This is a genomic window from Pseudoxanthomonas sp. GW835-FHT14C01 (assembly GCF_058793715.1).
In genome coordinates this window covers 399652-415112 of record NZ_JBXAGB010000003.1, presented here as the reverse complement: position 1 = coordinate 415112, position 15461 = coordinate 399652, and the positions used below count along the sequence as shown (strand labels likewise).

General features: G+C 60.1%; 18 protein-coding genes. 13 read left to right on the top strand and 5 right to left on the bottom strand.

Annotated features, from left to right (window positions below; all coding sequences use genetic code 11):
- Positions 1–41: 41 nt before the first annotated feature.
- Positions 42–1340 (bottom strand): OprO/OprP family phosphate-selective porin, encoded by a 1299-nt coding sequence (locus AC1Q5B_RS15310; protein WP_492632402.1) that lies wholly within the window; start codon positions 1338–1340, stop codon positions 42–44.
- Positions 1341–1789: 449 nt separating this feature from the next.
- On the opposite strand from AC1Q5B_RS15310, the gene pstS reads away from it, so the two are divergent.
- The 10 genes from pstS (at position 1790) to AC1Q5B_RS15260 (ending at position 8389) form a co-directional block, all read left to right on the top strand.
- Positions 1790–2791, top strand: coding sequence for a phosphate ABC transporter substrate-binding protein PstS (gene pstS / locus AC1Q5B_RS15305; protein ID WP_492632807.1), 1002 nt, complete (start codon positions 1790–1792; stop codon positions 2789–2791).
- Between the two features lie 273 nt (positions 2792–3064).
- Positions 3065–4264: a tyrosine-type recombinase/integrase gene (locus tag AC1Q5B_RS15300; RefSeq protein WP_028240170.1), complete on the top strand. Its 1200-nt coding sequence runs from the start codon at positions 3065–3067 to the stop codon at positions 4262–4264.
- On the top strand, positions 4261–4560 hold the full coding sequence (locus tag AC1Q5B_RS15295; RefSeq protein ID WP_033045758.1) for a hypothetical protein: 300 nt from the start codon (positions 4261–4263) through the stop codon (positions 4558–4560). Before AC1Q5B_RS15300 ends, AC1Q5B_RS15295 begins: the two co-directional genes overlap by 4 nt.
- A gap of 13 nt (positions 4561–4573) precedes the next feature.
- Entirely contained in the window at positions 4574–4957 is a 384-nt protein-coding gene (locus tag AC1Q5B_RS15290; protein WP_028240169.1) for a type II toxin-antitoxin system RelE/ParE family toxin, read from the top strand.
- On the top strand, positions 4941–5243 hold the full coding sequence (locus AC1Q5B_RS15285; RefSeq protein WP_028240168.1) for a helix-turn-helix domain-containing protein: 303 nt from the start codon (positions 4941–4943) through the stop codon (positions 5241–5243). Before AC1Q5B_RS15290 ends, AC1Q5B_RS15285 begins: the two co-directional genes overlap by 17 nt.
- A 79-nt stretch (positions 5244–5322) precedes the next feature.
- Positions 5323–5790: a TIR domain-containing protein gene (locus tag AC1Q5B_RS15280; RefSeq protein WP_028240167.1), complete on the top strand. Its 468-nt coding sequence runs from the start codon at positions 5323–5325 to the stop codon at positions 5788–5790.
- On the top strand, positions 5790–6416 hold the full coding sequence (locus AC1Q5B_RS15275) for an Nmad2 family putative nucleotide modification protein (protein ID WP_033045760.1): 627 nt from the start codon (positions 5790–5792) through the stop codon (positions 6414–6416). The genes AC1Q5B_RS15280 and AC1Q5B_RS15275 overlap by 1 nt, the downstream gene beginning before the upstream one ends.
- A 3-nt stretch (positions 6417–6419) precedes the next feature.
- Positions 6420–7550: a nucleoside triphosphate pyrophosphohydrolase family protein gene (locus AC1Q5B_RS15270; protein ID WP_028240166.1), complete on the top strand. Its 1131-nt coding sequence runs from the start codon at positions 6420–6422 to the stop codon at positions 7548–7550.
- Between the two features lie 2 nt (positions 7551–7552).
- The gene (locus AC1Q5B_RS15265) at positions 7553–8215 is read left to right on the top strand and encodes a uracil-DNA glycosylase (protein ID WP_071534888.1); all 663 of its coding nucleotides are present in this window, start codon (positions 7553–7555) and stop codon (positions 8213–8215) included.
- Positions 8216–8281: 66 nt separating this feature from the next.
- On the top strand, positions 8282–8389 hold the full coding sequence (locus AC1Q5B_RS15260; RefSeq protein ID WP_199770497.1) for a JAB domain-containing protein: 108 nt from the start codon (positions 8282–8284) through the stop codon (positions 8387–8389).
- An 82-nt stretch (positions 8390–8471) separates the two neighbouring features.
- On the opposite strand, the gene thcA is transcribed toward AC1Q5B_RS15260, so the two are convergent.
- The 4 genes from thcA to AC1Q5B_RS15240 form a co-directional block, all read right to left on the bottom strand.
- A complete protein-coding gene (gene thcA, locus AC1Q5B_RS15255) occupies positions 8472–9041 on the bottom strand; it encodes a Thoeris type III anti-phage system protein ThcA (RefSeq protein ID WP_033041349.1) in 570 nt (189 codons plus the stop codon).
- Positions 9038–10225 (bottom strand): Thoeris type III anti-phage system protein ThcB4, encoded by a 1188-nt coding sequence (gene thcB4, locus AC1Q5B_RS15250; protein ID WP_033041350.1) that lies wholly within the window; start codon positions 10223–10225, stop codon positions 9038–9040. Before thcB4 ends, thcA begins: the two co-directional genes overlap by 4 nt.
- Positions 10222–10824 (bottom strand): TIR domain-containing protein, encoded by a 603-nt coding sequence (locus AC1Q5B_RS15245; RefSeq protein ID WP_492632401.1) that lies wholly within the window; start codon positions 10822–10824, stop codon positions 10222–10224. Before AC1Q5B_RS15245 ends, thcB4 begins: the two co-directional genes overlap by 4 nt.
- A 105-nt stretch (positions 10825–10929) precedes the next feature.
- On the bottom strand, positions 10930–11406 hold the full coding sequence (locus AC1Q5B_RS15240; RefSeq protein WP_033041353.1) for a TIR domain-containing protein: 477 nt from the start codon (positions 11404–11406) through the stop codon (positions 10930–10932).
- A 625-nt stretch (positions 11407–12031) separates the two neighbouring features.
- On the opposite strand from AC1Q5B_RS15240, the gene AC1Q5B_RS15235 reads away from it, so the two are divergent.
- The 3 genes from AC1Q5B_RS15235 to AC1Q5B_RS15225 all read left to right on the top strand — a co-directional run bounded on the left by AC1Q5B_RS15235 (position 12032) and on the right by AC1Q5B_RS15225 (position 15273).
- On the top strand, positions 12032–12859 hold the full coding sequence (locus AC1Q5B_RS15235) for a DUF932 domain-containing protein (RefSeq protein ID WP_028240164.1): 828 nt from the start codon (positions 12032–12034) through the stop codon (positions 12857–12859).
- 79 nt (positions 12860–12938) lie between these two features.
- The gene (locus AC1Q5B_RS15230; RefSeq protein ID WP_028240163.1) at positions 12939–15002 is read left to right on the top strand and encodes a ParB/RepB/Spo0J family partition protein; all 2064 of its coding nucleotides are present in this window, start codon (positions 12939–12941) and stop codon (positions 15000–15002) included.
- Positions 15003–15063: 61 nt separating this feature from the next.
- Positions 15064–15273 carry a hypothetical protein gene (locus AC1Q5B_RS15225; RefSeq protein ID WP_028240162.1) on the top strand — a complete coding sequence of 70 codons (210 nt, stop codon included), beginning with the start codon at positions 15064–15066 and terminating at the stop codon, positions 15271–15273.
- Positions 15274–15461 lie beyond the last annotated feature (188 nt).

Below are 15461 nucleotides of genomic sequence, written 5' to 3'. Positions count from 1 at the left end.
CCTTGTGTCCACGCGGAGCGGCACGCGGCCGCGCGCGGCGCTTACCAGGCGAACTGCGTACGCAGCGCGTACTGGGCGGTCTCGTCGCCGGTGACTTCGTTGTCGCCCTTGGTGTAGTTGAACATGAAGCGCAGGTTCGGATTGACGTAGTAGTTCATGCCGAGGATCCAGCTGGTGACCTCGCGGTTCAGCGTTTCGTTCTCGACGTAGTCGTAACGGCCGGTCAGCTCCCACAGACCCTTGTCGGCGACCTTCGGCGAACCGAACACGCCGGTGGCGCCCTTGTACGGCTTGTGGCCGCCGTTGAGCATGAAGCTGCCCTGCACGTAGTACGTCTTGACGTCCTGGTCGCGACCCAGCGGCTGACCGAAGGTCGCGTCGGCGTATTCGGCCTGGAAGAAGGCCGGGCCGAACGAGCCCGCGGCTTCCACCGCCATCACGTCGACGGTGTTGCGGCTGGCGCCGGTGGTGGTGGCGATGACCTGCGACGGACCGCGACGGCCGGCGTAGTTGGAGGTGGCGACCAGGTCGGCCGAGCCCAGGTTGTTGTCTTCGAAGCTGTACCACGCGCCGAAGTGCAGCGTGCTGTTGTCGGTGTTGATCGGCGCGAACGTCACGCGGCCGGCGGCGCCCATGCCTTCGTTGCGCGTGCCGGACGCGCCACGCAGGTTGAACACGCTCAGGCCCGCGGTGTAGTTCTCGCCGGCGCGCAGGTAACCCACGCCCTGCTGGAACTGGCGCCCGGAGAACAGGCCGGTGGCAGAGGCGAACGGACGCTCCATGGTCAGCAGTTCGTTGGAACTGGTCAGTTCCTCCATCGCGCGGTACGGCTTGAAGTGGCCGATGGTGAACTTGCCGCCGAGCGCGGACTTGGCGATGTAGACGTCGCGGAAGCCGTCCAGGCCGCCACCGGCGCCGAAGTCGTTCTCCATCTTGTAGTCCCAGCCGTAGGCCTTGCCCGACAGGGTCAGGCGCGCGCGGCGGAATTCGGTGGTGCCGGTGGTGCTGGCCAGGTCGCGGTCGAACGCATACGCGTCGAACTGGATGCGGCCACCGATGCTGGCTTCGAACTTGCCGTCGGCCGAGGTCACCTTGACACCGCCCTTGGTATCGATTTTCGGCGAACCGGTGGTGAGCTTGTCCAGTTGCGAGGCCGTGTCCAGGTTCACGTCGGACTGCGCGTCGGTGCGCTCTTCCAGCTCGGCCACCTTGGCCGACAGCGCCTCCAACTGCGCCTTCAGTTCGGCGATCGTCTGATCGCGGGAGTCGGCGGCGGACGCCGAGAAGCTGGTGCTGCCCATGGCGACGGCAAGCGCGGCGGCCAGGAGGGAATAACGCATGGTGACTCTCCGAGTGGAATGGGAAGTAAGGGCGCAGGCTTCGTGGGCGCCCTGCTTCGCTTCCGAGATCACCTTCGGAAATCATTAAGCGCCCGTCAAAGATGCGCTAAAGCATGGGAGTGAAATCTTGCAGTCACATGTGAGTTTCATGACTGTGATGTGACAGCGCGCCTTCATGCCCTGCCTGCGCCCGCATTTCCCGGATGACGACACCTATATATGTGTTGAAAGACGCCCGACCGGACCGGCGGCGGCGATCCTGTCACCGCTTCCACGGAGGCCGTACGCCCGGCACTCCGCGGTAGCGACCGGCAACGCGTCGCCACCGTCACGCGACTGTCGCAATGCCGACACGGGGCTGTCACACAAACGTCGTGGAATGGCCACCCAACGGGCATGCCCCGTCCATCCACCCTGCCTTCTCCCAGGAGATTTCCGTGCTCAACTCGATCAAATCCCGCGTCGCGCTGCTCGCGCTCGCCTCGGCCTTCTCGGCGCAGGCGTTCGCCGCCGACGTGACCGGCGCCGGCGCGTCGTTCGTGTACCCGGTGATGACCAAGTGGTCCGCCGACTACGCCAAGGCCAGCAACAACCGCGTCAACTACCAGTCGATCGGTTCGGGCGGCGGTATCGCGCAGATCAAGGCCGGCACGGTGGACTTCGGTTCGTCCGATGCGCCGTTGAAGCCGGAAGAACTGGCCAAGTACGGTCTGGCGCAGTTTCCGTCGGTGATCGGCGGCGTGGTGCCGGTGCTGAACGTGGCCGGCCTGAAGCCGGGCCAGCTGAAGCTGGACGGCCCGACCCTGGCCAACATCTTCCTGGGCACCATCAAGACCTGGAACGACCCGGCCATTGCCGCCCTGAATCCAGGCGTGACCCTGCCGGCGCAGCGCATCACTGTCGTGCGTCGCTCGGACGGTTCGGGCACCACCTTCAACTTCGTCAATTACCTGTCCAAGGTCAGCCCGGAGTGGAAGACCAAGGTCGGCGAAGGCACCACCGTGCAGTGGCCGACCGGCGTCGGCGGCAAGGGCAACGAAGGCGTCGCCGCGTACGTGAAGCAGATCAAGGGCGGCATCGGCTACGTCGAACTGTCCTATGCGCTGCAGAACAAGATGGCCTATGCCAGCCTGAAGAATGCCGCCGGCCAGTTCGTGCAGCCGAGCGAAGAGAGCTTCGCGGCCGCGGCCGCCAGCGCCGAGTGGGCCAAGTCGAAGGACTTCTACCTGGTCATGACCAACGCCCCGGGCGCCAACTCCTGGCCGATCACCGCGACCAACTTCATCCTGATGTACAAGGCGCCGAAGAAGGGTAACAAGGACGCACGCGACTTCTTCCGCTGGGTCTACGCCAACGGCGACGCCCAGGCCAAGTCGCTGGACTACGTGCCGCTGCCGCCGGCGCTGGTCCAGCAGATCGAGACCTACTGGAAAGCCAACCTGAAGTACTGATCGTCCCGCCGGCCCGGTCTCTCCCCGTGCCGGCCCCGATGGAGCGTTCCTCCCCGCGCTCCATCACCGGCGGGCCTTCGGGCCCGCCTTTTTTTTGTTTGACGATGACTCCAGCCCGGTACTTCGCTGGACTGCGCCGTAGCTCGATGAAGCAGGTTTATCAAGGACTTACGCGCGTCCATCATATGCCGGTGCTTTCTGAAACTTGACCCGGTTTTCCCTCGCGCCGCTCCTATCTGGCTCTTGGAATTCGGGTCGTTCCAAGGAGTCATCATGGCGAAGATCAAGCTCACCAAGACCGCCGTAGAGTCGGCGCAACCCCAGGCCAAGGACATCGAACTACGGGATACCGTGGTGCCGGGTTTCCTCTGCAAGATTACCCCGAAGGGCCGTCGGGTGTTCATGCTCCAGTACCGCACGAACTCCGGGCAGCCCCGCAAGCCCTCGCTGGGCCTGTTCGGGGAACTGACCGTGGAGCAGGCCCGCGTCATGGCGCAGGACTGGCTGGCCGAGGTTCGCCGAGGCGGCGACCCCGGCGGCGCCAAGGCCGAGGCGCGCAAGGCGCCCACGGTCGAAGCGCTGTGCAAGAAGTTCATGGAGGACTACTCCAAGAAGCGCAACAAGCCGAGCACGCAGCGCGGCTATCAGGCCGTCATCGACCGCTGCATCGTCCCGCTGATCGGCCGCAAGAAGGTGCAGGACGTGAAGCGGCCCGACATTGCCGGGCTGATGGAGAAACTGGCCTACAAGCCCGCCGAGGCGAACAACGCCTTCGGCGTGCTGCGCAAGATGTTCAACCTGGCCGAAGTGTGGGGCTACCGCCCGGACGGCACGAACCCGTGCCGCCACGTCCCGATGTACCCGCCCGGCGAGGAAACCCGGCTCATCGTGGACGACGAACTGGCGCTGATCTTCCGCCAGTTGGAGAAGCTGGAGGCGGAAGGACTGGAGAACTACGTCATCCCGCTGGCGATTCGCCTGCAATTCGAGTTCGCCGGCCGCCGCTCCGAAATCTGCATGCTTGAATGGGATTGGGTCGATCTGGAGAACCGGCGCGTGGTCTGGCCCGACAGCAAGACCGGCGGCCTCTCCAAGCCCATGAGCGCGGAAGCCTATCGACTGTTCTCGACGGCACCGCGCCGAGAAGGTTGCCCCTACGTCCTGCCTTCGCCCAACGACCCGACCAAGCACCTGACCTTTGGCGAGCACTATGGCGGATGGTGCCGGGTGCTCAAGGCAGCCGGCGTCCCACACGTCGGCACGCACGGCATCCGCCACCGCTCCACGACCGACATTGCCAATTCGGGAGTGCCGACCAAGGTAGGCATGAAGCTGACGGGCCACAAGACCGTGGCGATGTTCATGCACTACGTCCACACCGAGGACAAGCCGGTGCGGGATGCTGCCGAACTGGTGGCGAGTCGGCGGCAGGCCATCACGGGCGCGCGGCGCCCTGCGGAGGCCACGGCATGAGCAAGAGGACGCTTTCGGTGGCGCCCCCCGCTGCCTTGGCGGCCGACTATCCCCGTTCCGCAATTTCCGAGACAGTGTCTGGGAAATTCGGCCTCGCCGAGCTGGCCAAGGTCTTCACGCTGCCGTGGTCGGCCTATGCGCTGCTGATTTCGGTCAAGGATGCCCGCGGATCGGTGGCCGGCATCCCGTCCAGTCGGCTCCGATTGTCGTGCCGGCGTCACGACAATCGGGCGGGCCATCCCTTCTATCTAGGTGCTACACCGGAGACTGGAAAAGTATGCCCGTTTCGGGTATAGTTTGGAGGTCGAAATGACGGTCATCCTCAAGCGCAAGGACTTTGCACGCTGGCAGTCGGGCGAGAAGCTGTCCGATGCCGCGTTGTGCAAGGCGGTTCAGGAGATGGAAAGCGGTCTGATCGACGCGGACTTGGGCGGCTCCCTCTACAAGAAGCGGGTGGCCCGCCCCGGTGGTGGTAAAAGCGGCGGCTACCGCACACTGGTATCGGCCAGGATCGGCAGCCGCTACGTGTTCCTGCATGGGTTCCCGAAGAACGACAAGGCGAACATCACGCAGGACGAGAAGAAGGCGCTGCAATTCGCCGGCAAAGCGTTCTTGCAACTGTCCGGGGAAACGTTATCGAAGGCGTTGCAGTCGGGCGTGTTATTGGAGGTGCATTGTGAGCAAGATCATTGAATCCCTGCGTGACGACCTGGCCACGCTTCATGAAGTGGGTGCGATCAGCAAGGTGACGATGCGCGAGTTCGACGCGATCTGCCCGCCGCCAGTGCGGGAGTTTGGCGCCGAGGACATTAGGCGCCTACGGGAGACGCTGAAATTCAGCCAGCCGGTGTTCGCGCATCACCTGCACACCTCGGCCTCGACCGTGCGCAAGTGGGAGCAAGGTGAAACCCGACCCGCTGGCCCGGCGCTGAAGCTGCTCAACATCATCGCCGACAAGGGGCTCCGGGCGATCCTTTGATTGATCTGCGTTTTCTGCCATAACCACCTAATTTCAGTTACGATCTTTTACGCTATCAAAACGTCGATGGAGGTGACAGATGGCAGAGAAAAGGAACGTGTTTATCAGCCATGTCCATAAGGACGATCATGGGCTCCAAAAGCTCAAAGATCTGCTGGCTCCGAAAGGGATGGATGTAAGGGACTCCTCCATCCATACAGGAAAGTTCAACAACGCCACGGATGAGCATTACATCAAGACGCAGATTCTGGCCCCAGCGATAAACTGGGCGGGCGTATTTATTTGCTACGTCTCACCCCAGACGAAAGATAGCGACTGGGTGACCTGGGAAATCGAATATGCAGCCAAGCAAGGCAAACGTATTGTTGGCATCTGGGAGCATGGTGAGAAGGAATGCGACATTCCTGAGGCACTGAAAGAATACGCCGATGCCTTGGTCGGCTGGAATGGTGACTCAATCATTGATGCGATCAACGGAAAAGATACATGGGAAAAACCCGACGGTGGCGCCTGTGATCCGGTTCCTCTGAAAAGGCATCCCTGCTGATGGCACGTGTCCACTCCTACGTGGTGCGGTACGACAGTGGTTTCGCACCCAATCCCTTTTACGAATACTGCACGCTTGCAACCTGCAAGCCAAATATCCGCAAGGGCGCTGACATCGGTGATTGGGTGGTAGGCAGTGGCAGCAATGATCGAAGTGTTCGGCGAGGCGGGTATCTGGTTTATGCGATGCAAGTCACCGAAACGATGACATTTGATGAATATGGGGCAGATCCACGGTTTGAATCTAAAAAGCCCTATCGCAACGGTAGTCGGAAGCAAAGTTGCGGGGACAATATCTACTTCAGAGCCGCACCAGCGGCCGTCTGGCAGCAACGAGATTCCTTTCACTCTCGCCCCGATGGTTCACTTAATCCTGATCACGTCACTCGCGACACGGGTGTAAACAGGGTTCTCATCAGCAATGACTTCGTGTACTTCGGAGGAGAGGGGCCGGAGTTCCCGGAAGAGCTAAAAGACCAGCAAGGCCGGTCTCTATGCAAAACAGGAATAGGTCTAACTACTTTTGACGATCCAAAACTGATTGCGAACCTAGAGCAATGGGTTCGTAGCTTTGGGCTGAATGGATATCAGGGCGCTCCATTCGAATGGCTGACGCTTCGGAGGTAACCGATGCACAAGGAAGGTTCTCTGCTGCTTTCGGACTACGCTTCGGAAATTGCAGCTACGGATGTACTCAGTCCAACCGATTTCAATCCTGTCCTTCAAGGGCTTTATGGGGAAGTCGGTGGAATAATGTCTACTGTCAAAAAACATGTCCGGGAAAAATCTGCGTACCCTGGTTTCAGAAGGGCGGCGGAAGAAGAATTCGGTGATACGCTTTGGTATTTGGCTGCGATCTGCCGGCGCATGCAAGCTCCACTTGAAGATATCTTTGCCGAGGCGGCGAATCACGGGAACTTCAAGAACATAGGGGCAGCAAGCGACATAGCCGAAGGTGCATTCGCTTACATCGCCATGCCTGTGGCGGCCCCTGCGTCGTTGGACATTACCTTGGTACGCTTGGGGCAGGCGGCCGCAGCTCTGCTGGGAAGTGGGCCTGCGCGCAATGACGTGGTCACCTTCGCGCGAGCCTATCTCGATGCAATCCATGCCGCAGAGTTGGCGTTCTCGGACGTAGCGCGGGGGAACCTCCGGAAAGCTAGGGGTGCATTCTTGGAGCCACAGGCGGTTGACCTGATTGGCCTTGATTTCGATAGCGAGTTTGGAATAGAAGAGCAGCTCCCTAGAGAGTTCAAGATCCGAGTCAATCAACGCGGTAGCGGCAAAAGCTATCTCCAATGGAATGGCGTATTCATAGGTGATCCCCTGACCGACAACATCGCTGACCGAGATGGCTACCGATTTCATGATGTTTTCCATTTTGCATATGCAGCCATCTTGCATTGGTCACCTGTAATACGGGCATTGATCAAGCACAAGCGAAAGAGCCAGTCCAAATATGATGAAGAGCAAGACAGCGGCCGGGCAATCGTCGTTGAGGAAGGGCTTACGGCATGGATTTTCTCTAGAGCCAAGGAATTAAACTATTTTGAGAATCAAGAAAAGGTTTCCCTTGGGATTCTCAAAACCATTGAAGAGTTTGTGAGTGGCTATGAGGTTGAGAAGTGCCCGCTAAAGCTTTGGGAAAAAGCCATCATGGACGGATATTCCGTATTCCGTCAAATCAAGAAAAATCAAGGCGGCTGGATCATCGGCAACCGAAAAGAACGCACCCTACAATATATGCCGCTTGAGTCTTAAGAATGAAAATCCACCCCTTTGTTGAATCAGTTTCCTCGCTGCAATTTGAGGACTGCTTCAATCCTTATTCTGATCGCTGTGAAGTTCATGATCGTCGAGACGCGCCCCGCCGCCGCGCCGCCGCACTTTCCGCATTATTGCGTCGCGCTTCAGAGGAGCCTGTAGATGCGATTTGGATCGGTCGAGATTTGGGGTATCGCGGAGGCCGCCGAACTGGGTTGGCCCTGACTGACGATGTTCACATGAGCCAACATGCCAAACGTTGGAATGTCGATCTGGCTCCAGAACGGCCCACAGTCGGCAATGCCGTAGCCGAGCGAACCGCTGCGGTTATATGGGGAATGCTAGAGCACATTGATGCTCGCATCTTTCTCTGGAATGTTTTCCCACTTCACCCTCATGAATCAGGGGATCCGTTCACCAACCGGCAACACAACGCCCGTGAAAGGCGAGCCGGCGAAGAGCTACTACAACAGCTCATCGTTCTGCTTCGTCCCTCGCGCATCGTCGCCATCGGCAACGATGCTGCCGCAGCCGCTCATCGAATCACGGATAGCGTGCCTGTTATCTGCGTGAGGCATCCGAGCTATGGCGGACAGACGCAGTTTCAAGGGCAAATCTCTGAACTGTATGGACATCCAATGAAGACTGGATCGCTGTTCTGACGAATTGCTCCAGCATTTTAGCGAGCGGATACCGCCCCTTCTATCCAACTCGCCAGGTTTTCACTGATGCAGCGACTGAAAGAGGCTCTGACGCTGGTGGAGGTGCGCACACTGGATCACGTCGTTGTGGCCGGGCAGGAAACAACTTCATTTGCAGAGCGAGGGCTATTGTGAACCGAGGGGGCTGCACAGGCGGCCCCATTTTTTTATTCGCTCCATCAAGCTTACTGAACGCAGTTACTGCAAAATTTCCCGGCTAATCCACAGGCAGAAGCTTTCGACGAAATAAGCTGGAATAGGTTCGGTCGCGTGAAAAAATTGGATCATATTCTCCCTGTTGATAAATTATTTTGGCGGCGGCCCCTGTTGTTGAAAGCGGGAGCACTGTAGCTTTGGGATGGTGTTCGACGAACAATTTATGCTCCTCATAGATCCCCTCCATGCCGCCGACGAACACCGCTGCGCTGAAACGGCGGCTTTCGATCATTGCTTGCCTCATGGCCGTCAAACTGGCTTCTCTGTTGCCATCAACCGCTGGCACCATATGCACGTCGACGAACTCCGCTAGCTCAGGAGGCAATCGACCCTCAAAAAGCTTACTTTGGTAAATCGCCACCCTGTTGCGGTCAAGGTTTGCCTCGCGGGAAAAGAGAGCCAATAGCGGCGTTATCGCCGGATGGCCGCCGCACGTGATTCGTCCAATCGGCAACACTACTTCAACCAAAGCCTTGATTGCTTCCCGTATAGCAAGAACATCGGCGGTGTCGAAAAATACCCGATTGCGATCAGGCAAAGGCACGCTGGCAGATAGAAATATATCTATCATGCGGTGAGCTCCTTCAGAAGTTGTGGCGCCTTCGACATTTGCACGGCCCGGATCGGCAAATACGAGTCAAGCCAATCTAGGTGAGAGAGCCACGTTCTCAGTACACCTCTATTGTCGTAAATCACCCATATTTCTCTCGTCTCAACAGTGGGGTTGGTAATGGCTTCGAACACTTCGTTGATGCGATCAGCGGTTGGTATTCCCACTGCCGGTACGATCGCCAGCGTTCGATTGGACTCGGTTTTGAGAGAAATCCAGCCTTCAATCTGAACACTTGGATCAAGTCCCTCGTCGCGGGCGGCGTCGCAAAAGTTATCGACCAAATATCGGTGGCGGGCGGCAATTGCTGGTGCGCGTAGCCGTTCGACCTCGTCGCAAATTCTCGTCACCAATCCCTTCGTGGCCCAACGCCCCCGCATTGGAATAAATCCAAAGAAGTCCCGACGCCTAAGCTTCATGAAGTGGCTGAAGGACGATGCAGGGTCTTCCTTTTGCCCCGGCCATAGTAGGTGCAAGATTTGCACATTGGTCGCGTTTGCGCGCGCCAATTCTTCAGCCGTCCAACGACCTTCTCTGAAGCCAGGTGTGTCGATCAGCACCACGACATCGGAATCCGACATCCTGTGCCAGAGTTGTGATTGGAAATCTGCGGCTGGAGGCACTGACCTCACGTCGATGAAAACGTCAAAGCCACGAGCATCGAGCGCATCGTACAACCGATCGGCCAGCGGCTGAGACCCTGTTCGTTTGTAACTGATGAAAAGTCGTCGCTCACGTCGCAACAGCCTAAATGTCTCAAGGACTAGCGTAACGAGGCGGGTGATGCCTTCATCGTTGGTGCCCAATACAATAGCATTGACATGTCTGAGCTGCGGCGGAATTTCTGCATGAACCTGGGACAAATCCGAAACGACCGGAGCGATAACGATCGAGTCATCAATCAACTCCGTCACAAGTGCGGTATCGGCAGTGCTTTCCGACGAGCCGAAAAATACTGCCATCACCGGCGATTTTAAGCTGCGGTTAGAGGCGTTGGCATCGCTGAGAAACGTAATTGCGTTGCTCGGAATCCCGAGCCCCTGAAGCGCCAGATCAACGCTACGGCGGAGGCGAGTGTCATGCCCATGGACCGCACCCAGCAGGATAAGCTGGTAGGGTGATCTCATGCTTGAGTTCTCGCTCATCGGCCAGCCATTCCCGCAGCAGTTTCAATCCATCCGCCAATATTTTTCCTGCCATCCTGGCCTATGAAATCGTAACTCAGGCAGTGATTTGACAGTTGGACTACGCTATTCGTTTTTGGTGCTGTGAACCACAGATCACCCTCAGGAATCGCAAGCGTGTAATCTGCGTAGGCCACCCACTTTCCGTCCTTCCACTCGGCGAGATATATGCCGCGATCGGTTCTATAAAGTCCCATCTGCGCCAATGGATCAGCACCCTTTGTAGATGTCGCTTTGTCTTTATTCTGGACACCGTGAATGAAAACGGTTAGCAAGCCGTTTCCCTTGATAACACTGCGAGCAATTTCGTAGCGCACCCATCGCCGTGACCATGTATGGGTTCCAGCAAGGACACAAGTTACCGAAGTATTCTCCAACCCCTTGAGGAGAAAAGTCTTTAGTGCATCGTCACTCTCTTTTTTCGATGCCTCAAACACGCTGCTGTCAAAGAAGCCCCGGCTTTCCTCATCGGATTCCTTCACAACCCAACTGTTGCGGACATTCCAGGCGCGCCATACATCAGGCTCATAGTGAAAAGAAAAGAATGTTCTGCGTGGCATTTTGACTCCATCTATTACACTAAACCCAGGCAAATTTGGATGTAGGTGACCCGCATCCTCCACAGCAAACGACACCTCGCAGGATGCAATTCAGATATTGCCGGTTCATCGTGCCTTTATAGCGTCGCTGACCCAAGTTTCAATATTCGACTTGATGTAGTCATACACATTGGTGCTGGTGGTGTATGGCGGATCGTAGACTTTACCCGTGACAGCTTCTCCATCAACGGTGAGGCCTGTAAACGGATTAGATCCTTTCGACGACTGATTTCCGTCTGAGTCTTTCAGATTGTGGACATGGATGGCGAGTACACCCAGCCCGTCCTTCCAGGCTTTCTTTATCTCGTGTTTGACCCAGCGGCGGCTGGCAGTCTTCTCGCCCACAAGTACGACAAGGCATTCTTTGCCTTTCATGTTGTCGGCGATCCATTTTTTGATGGCATCATCGCCTGCTTTCTTGATTTCTTCCCATTTGTTCGAATCCAGTAGAGGCTGTTTTTCGATAGCTCCGATTTGCCGAACTTGCGACACGCGCCAACTATCCTGTTTATAGTGAAAGCTCAGAAAGCATTTATTCGCCATGACTTATCTCCATTTGTCGTTGGTGCTTCGATGAAGCAAATCTCGAATTGAGGATTGCGATAGTTATTTAACTGAAGTCGTAATTAATCGCTGGCTTGAAATACTTTCTTGTAAATTTCCTTACAAATGATAGCTGAAAGTGTGCGCCTGCGTCTCCGCTTCGCGGACCGCGCTGCTCCAGGTTCGCTATTCGCTCATCCCTGACGGGACTGGCATTCGCCAGCCTTCCACATCCCTGACGCCTCCGGCCCGGCTTCCAGCTTCGGGCCTGCGCGCTTCGCTTGCGTGCGGTCAGCACAAAGGGATGGCCGTTGCCTTGTCCAGCCGTCTCCCCTGACTTCATCACCTTACCCGCGACCGTAGCCCGCTCCCGTGTGCCGTCAAGGCGCGCAGGGCCGTGTCCTCGGCTGCGCCTGCGGGCCGCACCAACCCTGCGCTTGTCTCCTTGACGGCCCCCGTCCGCGCGCTCCTTTGGCCGCGGGCGATGAACTCAGGAAAGACGGTGGCAACAGGGCCAACCGGGTTCCTCGTGCCGACCGCACCGAACAGCCGAAAGGCTGGGCTCCGAATCTAGGAATCCGGTGTGCGGTTTGAACAGCAAACCCTTTTCGTCAGGAGAAATGCAATGCAACTCGCATCCCGATTCGCTTCCCGTTCCCCGTCGCTGCGCAGCGATTACCCGCTGTCCGATGACCAAATCCGCCGTGTGGCCCCGTCCATCTTCGCGGACGCGCCGCACGAAAGCCGTTCCGAACGGTACGCCTATATCCCCACCGCCGCCGTGCTGGCGGAACTACGCAAGGAAGGGTTTGAACCCTTCATGGCAGCGCAAACCCGCGTGCGCCACGACGACCGCCGCGACTACACCAAACACATGCTGCGCCTGCGCCACGCCAGCCAGATCAACGGCGCGGAGGCTAACGAAATCGTGCTGCTGAACTCGCATGACGGCACGAGCAGCTATCAGATGCTGGCCGGAATGTTCCGGTTCGTGTGCAGCAATGGCCTTGTCTGCGGCGACACGGTGGCGGACGTGCGCGTGCCCCACAAAGGCGACGTGGCCGGTTCCGTCATCGAAGGCGCTTACGAAGTCTTGCGCGGCTTCGACCGCGTGCAGGAATCCCGCGATTCCATGCGCGCCATCACCTTGAACGATGGCGAATCCGAAGTGTTCGCCCGCGCCGCGCTGGCCCTCAAGTACGACGACCCCGACAAGCCCGCGCCCATCACGGAATCGCAAATCCTGATGCCGCGCCGCTTTGATGACCGCCGCCCGGACTTGTGGAGCGTGTTCAACCGCACGCAAGAGAACCTGACCCAAGGCGGCCTGCGCGGGCGCAGCGCCAACGGACGCCGCCAGCAAACCCGCCCGGTACAGGGCATCGACCAGAACATCCGCCTCAACCGTGCGCTTTGGCTGCTGGCCGATGGCATGCGCCAGTTGAAAGCCTGAACCCCCACGCGGCAGGGGCAGGCAGCAGCCCTTGCCGCTTCTCTCGCTGCTGCATCCCTAACCGCAAGGAGTTATCACCATGAACGCCGTTACCCAAACCGAAACCCGCGCCATCGAAACTGCCGCGCCGCTGGAAGTGGCCGACCCGAGCAAGAACCTGATTTTGGTTCCACTCTCGCAGTTGCTGCCGCGCCGCTCCAAGCGCAACGCACGCAAGACCCCGCGCCTGTCCATTCCCGAACTGGCCGCGAGCATCGCCCGCATCGGCCTGCTGCAAAATCTCGTCGTCATCCTCGCCGCCGATGGCGAGCAGTACGAAGTGGTGGCCGGCGACCGCCGACTGACCGCGTTGAAGCTGCTGGCGAAGAAGAAGCGCATCCCTGCCGACTACGAAGTGGCGTGCCTGCTGGTGCCCGATGCTTCGGCCCGTACCGTCAGCCTCGCGGAAAACCTGCTGCGCGAGCAGATGCACCCGGCCGACCAGTTCGAGGCGTTCGCCGCACTGGTCAAGGAAGGCCGCCCCATCGAAGACATTGCCGCCGACTTCGGCGTGACCCCGCTGGTGGTGCAGCGCCGTCTCAAACTCGCCAACGTCTCGCCGCGCCTGCTGGCCGACTACCGCGCCGGAGCCGTCACCCTGGAACAGTTGATGGCCCTGACCATCACCGACGACCACGCCGCGCAGGAAAGCGCGTTCTACGGTGCGCCAGAATGGCAGCGTGGCGCGTCCGCGCTGCGCGAACGCCTGACCGAACGCGAAATCGACGCCACGCATCCGCTGGTGCGCTTCGCCGGGCTGGACGCCTACACGGCGGCGGGCGGCGGCATCCGCCGCGACCTGTTCGCGGAAGGCGATGCCGGAACCTACCTGACCGACGCCACGCTGCTGGAAACGCTGGTGCGCGGCAAGCTGGATGCGCTGGCTGGGGACGTGCGCGCCGAGGGTTGGGCGTGGGTCGAAGCCGTGCCGCACATGAGCTACGCCGAGCGGCAGGCGTTCCAGAACGCACCGCGCCAGCGCCGCGAACCGAGCGCCCGCGAAGCCCGCCGCATCGCCTCGCTGCAAACCCGCCTCGACAAGATCGACACCGAACTGGAAGAAGCCTACGACGCCGAGGACGAGGACAAGACCGAAGCGCTGGAACCGCGCCGCGAACAGGTTGCCGGGGAACTGCAAGCCGTGGAGGAAGCCTTGCAGGGCTACGCCCCGGATGTGCGCGCCGTGGCCGGCGCCATCGTCACCCTCGACCGCAGCGGCGAAGCCGTGATTCATCGCGGGCTGCTGCGCGAGGCAGAAGCCAAGGCGCTGCGCACGCTGGAACGCTTGCGGCAGGGTTTCGGCAGCGCGGAAGGCGAGGCCGGGAACGACGACGAAGGCGAGGACACCGAGCAGCCCAAGGCCGCGAGCCTGTCCGACCGGCTGGCGCAGCGGTTGAGCGCGCACCGCACCGCCGCGCTGCAAATCGAAGTCGCCCGGCATCCGCAAGTCGCGCTGGCCGCGCTGGTGCATGGCATGGTGCAGAGCGTCTTGCAGGACAACCACTACGGCCACGACTTGCCGCTGGGCGTGAGCCTGAAAGTGCAAGACCGGCTGGAAGGCATGGCCCCCGACTGGCCCGAGTCGCCCGCCGCCGTCGCCCAGCGCGAGTTGCAGCAGGTCGCGGGCGAAGCGCTGCCGCAGGACAGCGCCGAACTGTTCGTCGCGCTGCTGGCGATGGAGCAAGGCGAACTGGTGCGGCTGCTGGCGGTATGCGTAGCGGCGACCGTGGACGTGGTGACGCCTCGCGCCACTGCGCACCAGCCGGGCGCGGAACTGGCGCAGGCTGTGGGGCTGGACATGGCCGCATGGTGGCAGCCCACCGCAGACGGGTATTTCCAGCATGTGCCGAAGGCCGCGATTCTGGAAGCCGTGGGCGAGTTCGCACCGTCGCACGCTGCACGGCTGGCGAAGTTGAAGAAGGCCGACATTGCCAGCGAAGCGGAACGGCTGGCCGATGGTACGGGCTGGATGCCCGCCATCTTCCGCACCGAAAGCCCGCAACAGGACGCGCAGGCCGTGGCAGTGGATGCGGGCGCCGAAGCGCCGGAGGAAGTCGCCGCCGTGGCGGATGAGCTGCCGCAGGCCGAGGCACTGGCCGCGTGATCCTGCACCGCAGATAGCGCCCCGGTTCCGGCCGGGGCGCTTCACGCCAAGGATTCCTATCATGAGCCGCAACACCACGGACCGCCCGCGCATGGCGGCGATCTATGCCCCCGGTACGGTACGCGCCCGCCGCTGGCACGGCGATGGCGACGTGCGCGGCTACCGTCCGCCGCGTGGCTGGACGGCCCGCGCCGACCTGACCGACCTACATCCCATTACCGGCCACACCTTGCCGCGTGCCGCGTGGTGGATTGTCGAAACCAAGGAATAACGAGCAGCACCGGCCCCAAGCCGTTCCGCCTTGGGGCCGGTGGTCAAAAATCCGGGGCGTCGGTGGCCGCGCCCGGTTCCAACGTCGAAGTCAAAATCGCCCCGTTGCCGCCTTCGTCCAGGCGGCAACGGGGCGGACGTGCAAGTGCCTTGCACGCGACACGTCCATCGGTGCCCGCTGGCGCGGGC

Excerpts from the sequence above, each read along its gene's own strand:
- AC1Q5B_RS15295 (WP_033045758.1), top strand. The coding sequence starts at position 4,261 with ATGAGCAAGAGGACGCTTTCGGTGGCGCCCCCCGCTGCCTTGGCGGCC.
- AC1Q5B_RS15225 (WP_028240162.1), top strand. The coding sequence starts at position 15,064 with ATGAGCCGCAACACCACGGACCGCCCGCGCATGGCGGCGATCTATGCC.
- AC1Q5B_RS15240 (WP_033041353.1), bottom strand. The coding sequence starts at position 11,406 with ATGGCGAATAAATGCTTTCTGAGCTTTCACTATAAACAGGATAGTTGG.
- AC1Q5B_RS15235 (WP_028240164.1), top strand. The coding sequence starts at position 12,032 with ATGCAACTCGCATCCCGATTCGCTTCCCGTTCCCCGTCGCTGCGCAGC.
- AC1Q5B_RS15310 (WP_492632402.1), bottom strand. The coding sequence starts at position 1,340 with ATGCGTTATTCCCTCCTGGCCGCCGCGCTTGCCGTCGCCATGGGCAGC.
- AC1Q5B_RS15300 (WP_028240170.1), top strand. The coding sequence starts at position 3,065 with ATGGCGAAGATCAAGCTCACCAAGACCGCCGTAGAGTCGGCGCAACCC.
- AC1Q5B_RS15280 (WP_028240167.1), top strand. The coding sequence starts at position 5,323 with ATGGCAGAGAAAAGGAACGTGTTTATCAGCCATGTCCATAAGGACGAT.
- AC1Q5B_RS15270 (WP_028240166.1), top strand. The coding sequence starts at position 6,420 with ATGCACAAGGAAGGTTCTCTGCTGCTTTCGGACTACGCTTCGGAAATT.
- AC1Q5B_RS15260 (WP_199770497.1), top strand. The coding sequence starts at position 8,282 with ATGCAGCGACTGAAAGAGGCTCTGACGCTGGTGGAGGTGCGCACACTG.
- thcB4 (WP_033041350.1), bottom strand. The coding sequence starts at position 10,225 with ATGAGCGAGAACTCAAGCATGAGATCACCCTACCAGCTTATCCTGCTG.
- AC1Q5B_RS15290 (WP_028240169.1), top strand. The coding sequence starts at position 4,574 with ATGACGGTCATCCTCAAGCGCAAGGACTTTGCACGCTGGCAGTCGGGC.
- AC1Q5B_RS15265 (WP_071534888.1), top strand. The coding sequence starts at position 7,553 with ATGAAAATCCACCCCTTTGTTGAATCAGTTTCCTCGCTGCAATTTGAG.
- AC1Q5B_RS15230 (WP_028240163.1), top strand. The coding sequence starts at position 12,939 with ATGAACGCCGTTACCCAAACCGAAACCCGCGCCATCGAAACTGCCGCG.
- AC1Q5B_RS15245 (WP_492632401.1), bottom strand. The coding sequence starts at position 10,824 with ATGCCACGCAGAACATTCTTTTCTTTTCACTATGAGCCTGATGTATGG.
- thcA (WP_033041349.1), bottom strand. The coding sequence starts at position 9,041 with ATGATAGATATATTTCTATCTGCCAGCGTGCCTTTGCCTGATCGCAAT.
- AC1Q5B_RS15275 (WP_033045760.1), top strand. The coding sequence starts at position 5,790 with ATGGCACGTGTCCACTCCTACGTGGTGCGGTACGACAGTGGTTTCGCA.